Here is a 1,939-nt window from a genome sequence, read left to right on the forward strand (position 1 = left end):
CGCGCCCCCGCCACCGCGCCCCCCAGCCCCCCCCAGCCGCGTCCGCGGGCCGTCAGGTGGACGTGGGCGCCCCCGGACGGGAGGAGCGGGCGCCGCCGGACAGGTCGGCGAGCGGGCCGCTGCCCAGCACCCCGCCGAGCAGCCCGGGGCTCGCCCCGGAGCTCGGGCTGGGCTTGGACGCCGCCCCCGTTCCGGCGGGGGGCGGGGTGCTGCGCTGGGCGGGCGAGGAACCGGCCGACGACGCGACGGCGGACGGCGCGGCGGCGGACGGGGTCGTGCCGGCCCCGGTCTCCGCCTTGGCGGAGTGCCCCTTGCCGCTCGGCGTCGGGCTGCCCGGGCGGGTGGCCGGGGCGGAGGAGGGCGGGGTGGTCGGGCCCGGTGTGGGGGCGGCCGGGCGCGGGGCGGGCGAGGGCGAGGGCGAGGTGGACGAGCCCTGGCCGCCCGGGGTGCCGGTCGGGGCGCCGCTGGGCCAGACCGGCGTGCCGTAGTCGGTGGCCGGACGGGCCGGCGCCTGGTGCGTCCGGGCCCCGGTGCGCACCGCCGCGCCGAGCATCGAGCCGAGCAGCAGGGTCGCCCCGACCACGACCGTGGTGACCACCGTGCCGCGGCGCAGCACCCGGCGGCGCAGCGCGGCGGGCGCGTCGGCGCCGTAGCGCCGCCAGGCCTCCAGGTTGAGCCGCCCGTCCAGGGAGGCGAACGGCGCTCCGGCGATCAGCAGCGGGCTCCAGGCCGCCAGGAAGATCAGGTCGGGGGTGTCGTAGACCGGTACGGCCCGCCAGCTGACGGTGAACAGCAGCGCGGCGGAGAGGAGCATCGCCGCTCCGGCCGCGAGCCGCTGCCAGAGGCCGAGGACGGTCAGCACGCCGACCACGACCTGGGTGAACGACACCACCAGGCCGGCACCGACCGGGTGCGCCATGGCGAAGGCCAGCAGCGGTTCGGCGACCTTCCAGGGGTGCAGCGAGGCGAGCCAGCGCATCATCGAGCCGCGCTCGCCGCCGTCGAAGTAGACCGGGTCGCAGAGCTTGCTGAACCCGGCGTAGACGGACAGCGAGCCGAGGACGGCGCGCAGCGGCAGCAGGACCAGGCCGAGGTCGACCCGGCGGCCGGGGTACCAGGGCGGCTTGCCCTCGGCGGCCGTAGCGGAGACCTCGGGCAGCTCGCCGCTCGGGGTCCAGCCCTGCGGTGCGCCGACCGGGCCGATGCCCGCGTCGGTGGCGGTGCCGGCTCCCTCCCGCGGCTGGCGCGGGACGGTCCGGGCGCCCGAGTAGGACGGGATCACCCGAGTGTCCGACATGCCCGGGCCGCCGCCGTCGGGCCCGGAGCCGGTGAGCCGGACGGCGTCCAGCAGCTGGGTGGCCGCGAGGTCCCCGGGGGGCGCCTGCCCGGTCCAGGTGACGGCGGTGACCCGGCCCTTGCGGCGCGGCGCACCGCCCCCGGCGGCCCCCGCGAGCGCCGGGACGGCGGAGGCGGGCACGACGACCTGCGGGGTGACCAGCGGACGGCGGATCAGGCCCTGGTTGGCGTACGGGTCGCCGAACGCGGCGCCGGTGGACAGCAGTCCGGCCGGGGCCTCGATCAGCGGCGCCACCGGGGCGCCGAGCCGGAGCCGGAAGCTCGCCTGGGTGATGCTGAGGCGCGCGGGGTCGGACGGCACCTTGACCGTGTCAAGGCCGGGGCCCGCGTCTATCCCGGTGCTGCCGCCGCCGAACAGGGGGCGCCGAGGTGTTCTGGTGTCCACGCCCGTCTAACCGGGTGACCACCGCTTAGGACACTCTCCCGAGTGGATGTCCGGCGCATACTTGAAATGATCATGAGAAAAGCGATCGGGCCTGGTCGGGCCCGCAACCTGAATAACCCCGGATAGGCGTAATAATAAATTCACCACCCCCACCCCCACCCGCATTGGCACACCAAGGTAGTATAAAAAAAAGAACAA

At 76.6% G+C, this 1,939-nt stretch carries 1 protein-coding gene; it reads right to left on the bottom strand.

What is annotated here, in order from left to right; translation table 11 throughout:
• Nucleotides 1-52: 52 nt before the first annotated feature.
• Nucleotides 53-1,657, bottom strand: coding sequence for a DoxX family membrane protein (locus ACFV6D_RS23420; RefSeq protein WP_380561018.1), 1,605 nt, complete (start codon nucleotides 1,655-1,657; stop codon nucleotides 53-55).
• Nucleotides 1,658-1,939: the final 282 nt, after the last annotated feature.

The organism is Kitasatospora sp. NPDC059812 (genome assembly GCF_042732075.1).
Lineage (GTDB): Bacteria > Actinomycetota > Actinomycetes > Streptomycetales > Streptomycetaceae > Kitasatospora.